The sequence below is a fragment of the Mesorhizobium silamurunense genome (genome assembly GCF_014843825.1).
Classification (GTDB): domain Bacteria; phylum Pseudomonadota; class Alphaproteobacteria; order Rhizobiales; family Rhizobiaceae; genus Mesorhizobium; species Mesorhizobium silamurunense.
The window spans coordinates 1-3,409 of the sequence record NZ_JHQR01000263.1 but is presented as its reverse complement, the minus strand read 5'-3'; the positions used below and the strand labels follow the sequence as shown (position 1 = coordinate 3,409).

1 protein-coding gene and 2 pseudogenes are annotated in these 3,409 nt (G+C 60.1%); 1 reads left to right on the top strand and 2 read right to left on the bottom strand.

Annotated elements, in window-relative coordinates:
- Positions 1-13: 13 nt before the first annotated feature.
- Positions 14-1,029: pseudogene (locus DH10_RS27380) on the top strand (IS110 family RNA-guided transposase).
- Between the two features lie 252 nt (positions 1,030-1,281).
- Here the strand turns inward: DH10_RS27380 and DH10_RS27375 are convergent.
- Together DH10_RS27375 and ltrA are read right to left on the bottom strand one after the other, a co-directional pair.
- Positions 1,282-1,524, bottom strand: a pseudogene (locus DH10_RS27375) (transposase); the annotation flags it as partial.
- A gap of 80 nt (positions 1,525-1,604) precedes the next feature.
- On the bottom strand, positions 1,605-2,864 hold the full coding sequence (ltrA, locus tag DH10_RS27370; RefSeq protein WP_192385567.1) for a group II intron reverse transcriptase/maturase: 1,260 nt from the start codon (positions 2,862-2,864) through the stop codon (positions 1,605-1,607).
- Between the last annotated feature and the right edge of the window lie 545 nt (positions 2,865-3,409).

Sequence of the window (3,409 nt, the reverse complement as noted above, 5' to 3'; positions counted from 1 at the left end):
AACGGAGGCGTCCATGTTGGAAGTTAGCACAATCGGGTTGGATCTGGCGAAGAACGTGTTCCAGATGCACGGCGCGGATGGATCGGGAGCCGTGGCCTTCCGCAAGAAACTGCGTCGTGACCAGGTGCTCAAGTTTCTTGCCGCGCAGCCTGCTTGCACGGTGGCCATGGAGGCCTGCGCCGGCGGTCATTACTGGGCGCGGGAGATTGCGAAGCTTGGGCACGATGCCCGGCTAATCGCTCCGGGATATGTGAAGCCTTTCGTGAAGCGGCAGAAGAACGATGCCGCTGACGCTGAGGCGATCTGCGAAGCAGCCCAGAGGCCTACCATGCGGTTCGTAGCGGCAAAGAGCGAAGAGCAGCAGGCCGCGGCAATGGTGTTCCGCGTTCGCGATCTTATGGTTCGTCAGCGGACCCAGACCATCAATGCGATACGGGGCCATCTTGCCGAATTCGGACTCGTGGCTGCACAGGGTCTCTTCCATGCCGCCAAGCTTGTCGCGGCGATTGAGGACAAAGGTACCGCCATCCCCGAAGCTGCCCGTCCGATCCTGTCTCTGCTCGTTGCGCAGCTGCGGGCGCTGGATGAGAGAGTGGCCGTGCTCGACCGCGAGATCGCCCGGCGTGCCAAGGAGGATGCAGAAGCCAGGCGATTAATGACTATTCCCGGCATAGGGCCGATCACCGCGACGGCACTTGCTGCTCTGGCTCCATCGCGACAACCTTCAAGAGGGGGCGAGACTTTGCGGCGTGGCTCGGCCTCACGCCGCTGCAACGCTCCTCAGGCGGCAAGCAGAAGCTCGGCGAGACGTCCCGGATGGGTGAACGAACCCTGCGTCGGCTGCTGATCATCGGGGCGAGCGCCGCCGTGCGCTGGGCCATGCGGAAGGGATCGACGGGGGATCCTTGGCTCTCGCGGACGCTTGAGCGCAAGCCGCCCATGCTGGTGATCGTCGCCCTGGCCAACAAGACGGCGCGCATCGTGTGGGCATTGATGGCGAAAGGGGGAACTTATCGGGCCCGGCGGTAGCGGGACAATATCGCTGCTGGGCTTGAAGGTGTGAGAAGGTCCAAAGGAGAGTATGGCGCCACGGTCAACGAGACGGGATCGGGAAAACCAGATCATGGATACGCGCCTTGAGCGCGCCAGATTGTTTTGGACCCGCTCCGCGAACTCCCATACAGGCCCGCGGCATGTGACAGCCGCAACAGAGGCCGGACACATGTCAGCACCGACCACGCTCCGTGCTCTTCGAAAGATTCTCTTGCACCAACGGGGGCGTCCACACATGTCCATGACGACGATATCGCCGGGCTTCAGCACGGTGATGAGTTGTTGCTCGACATAAGCGCGGAAGCATTGGCCGTTGATCGGGCCGTCGAAGACGCAAGGTGCCGCGAGCCGATCCCAGCGCAGCGCGCCGAGGAAGGTCAGCGTGCGCCAGTGGCCGTACGGAGCCAGGCCGCGCAGCCGCTTGCCCTTCGGCCCCCAGCCACGCAGCGGAGCCATGTTGGTTTTGATCCAGGGGTGAGTAGGCCGGAGGGATTTCACCTGCCGGCCTCTCGCAGAACGGTGCGTGAACCTCTCGATTCACACCGCTCCCATCAGGCAAACGTATTCGTTCCGAACGACTTCCAGTGCACAAACAGTCCTGGATTTTCCCGCGCCAGCTTTCTCACGAAGAGGCTGGCACGCGTCTTATGGGACTGAAAGCGCTTGAACTTACGCATGATCCACGCCCTGATCTTCCGGTTAACGTAGTCAGCCAGAGTGGACAGGGCCGAACGGCTGTAGCGGCCATAATAGGCTATCCATCCGCGAAGGAGTGGATTGAGCTGTTGGGCGATTTCAGCCAGCGTCCCCGGCGTCTGCCGCGGGATGTTCAAGCTTTTGATCGTGGCCCGCATCGACTTCATTGCCGTTGGGCTGGCCGCAGGCGTGTAACCACAGAAGAACTCGTCTCGCCGTGTGTTCGCCACGCGTCGCGGCCGGAACTGATACCCGAGGAAGTCGAACACGACATTCGGGTATTCCCCCCTGCGCCTTTGGTCTTTGCAGTAGACGATTTTGGTCTTTGTCGGATGCATTTGAAGCCCGCATGCTGCCAGTCGAGCACCAAGCTCCGCCTTGAGGGCTTCTGCCTGCTGCTCATTCCGGCAATGCACAAGGCCATCGTCCGCATATCGACACCATGGAAGGTCAGGATGCGTCCGGGTCATCCACAGATCAAATGCATAGTGCATGAAGAGATTCGACAAGATCGGGCTAACAACGCCCCCTTGCGGGGTACCGCGTGTGCGCTCGACGACTTCCCCGTTCTTCTCCATCGGCGCTGCCAGCCATCTTTCGATGTAGAGCAGAGCCCATTTGCATGTGACGTGCTTTCTGACCGCCTTCAGCAGGAGATCGTGCGGAAGATTGTCAAACAGCCCTTTGACGTCGAATTCCAGAACCCAGTCATGCTTCCAGCATCGCTGACGCGTGACGCCAACTGCATCCAGAGCCGATTTTCCCGGCCTGTAGCCGTAGGAGTCTGGAAGAAAGAGGATATCCAAATCCGGCTCAATCATCTGCTTGACTACCATCTGTGCGATCCGATCGCTGACGGTGGGCACACCCAAAACCCTTTCGCCCCCACTCTTCTTCGGAATGGAGACAGCGCGAACCGGCGGTGGGAAGTACGTCCCTGAGGACATCCGATTCCAGACCTTGTAGAGGTTTCCTGCAAGGTCCTTCTCGAACATCTCCAGGGTCTGCCCGTCCACCCCGGCTGCGCCCTGGTTGGCTTTGACCGCTTTGTAAGCTTCGTACACTTGTCGTTTCGCAATTCGAAACGGCTTGTCTGTCGTATCTTCTGAAGTCATCCTGTTTCCAGTTGTTCCAAACAATACGACCACCTGATCCGACCCCTTTGCTCCGGCCCCATTACAGGGCCTTCAGCGCTCATACGGGCCGGTCCGCCCCAGTCTCCTGCATCGGTACTCTCGCCTTGCGGTTTGGCCCGCTTGAGCTTCTCCCTTTGCATCAGGAGCCTGGTTCCTGCAGTTCCGCGCGAATGCCTGTGTCCGACTCACGCCCCCTCAACGCCGGTCGCCGCCCGCCCTGTCATCAGGCACCCGGCGGACTTGTCCCAGGACGACGAGACGGTCCTGGTTTCGGCGACACTTACGTTCATAACGACGCGTCTTCGAAGGGTTCACTTTCGTTCGTCTTTCGGACACCCACCTGCTCGGATCTCGTCCGAACTTTTCATCCAACGCTCACCACCACGGCTCTTTACCGCAGCAGCTTGGACTGGTTTGAGACCTGCTCCTGAAAGCCGATCTCGGAGGGCCGTCCCCCATCATTCACGCAGCTTTACACTACGGTCTTAGTTCATATTGAACTCCTTCCGCTGCTCTGCAGCACA

Coding starts and splice junctions, on each gene's coding strand:
- ltrA (WP_192385567.1), bottom strand. CDS start 2,864: ATGACTTCAGAAGATACGACAGACAAGCCGTTTCGAATTGCGAAACGA.